At 30.5% G+C, this 243-nt stretch carries 1 protein-coding gene; it reads left to right on the top strand.

Annotated elements, in window-relative coordinates; genetic code table 11:
- On the top strand, window positions 1-243 hold a 243-nt coding region (locus H2O73_RS24260; RefSeq protein ID WP_182110831.1), incomplete at both ends, for a hypothetical protein.

Raw genomic sequence — 243 nt, 5'->3', positions numbered from 1 at the left:
AAACAGCAAGATTTAAAAGACCGCTTGTTATTATTATCTAATTACCTGAAAACTTTAGAAAATGACATTGTAAAGCACGGTGAAAGGATGGAGGTTTTTTATAAGTCAGAAAAAGATAAACCTTCAGCAATGAATACGATGTATTTCAACACTAATAAGAATTTTGAAAGAGTTATCGAAATGGATATTTTATCTAATTTCAAGGCTTTTCAGGCATTTTTTAGTGAAGACGCAGAAGATTGG

This window comes from Vibrio marinisediminis (assembly GCF_014050145.1).
GTDB lineage: Bacteria > Pseudomonadota > Gammaproteobacteria > Enterobacterales > Vibrionaceae > Vibrio > Vibrio marinisediminis.
Note: the sequence above shows the minus strand (reverse complement) of the source record. Positions and strands in the feature narration are given on the sequence as shown.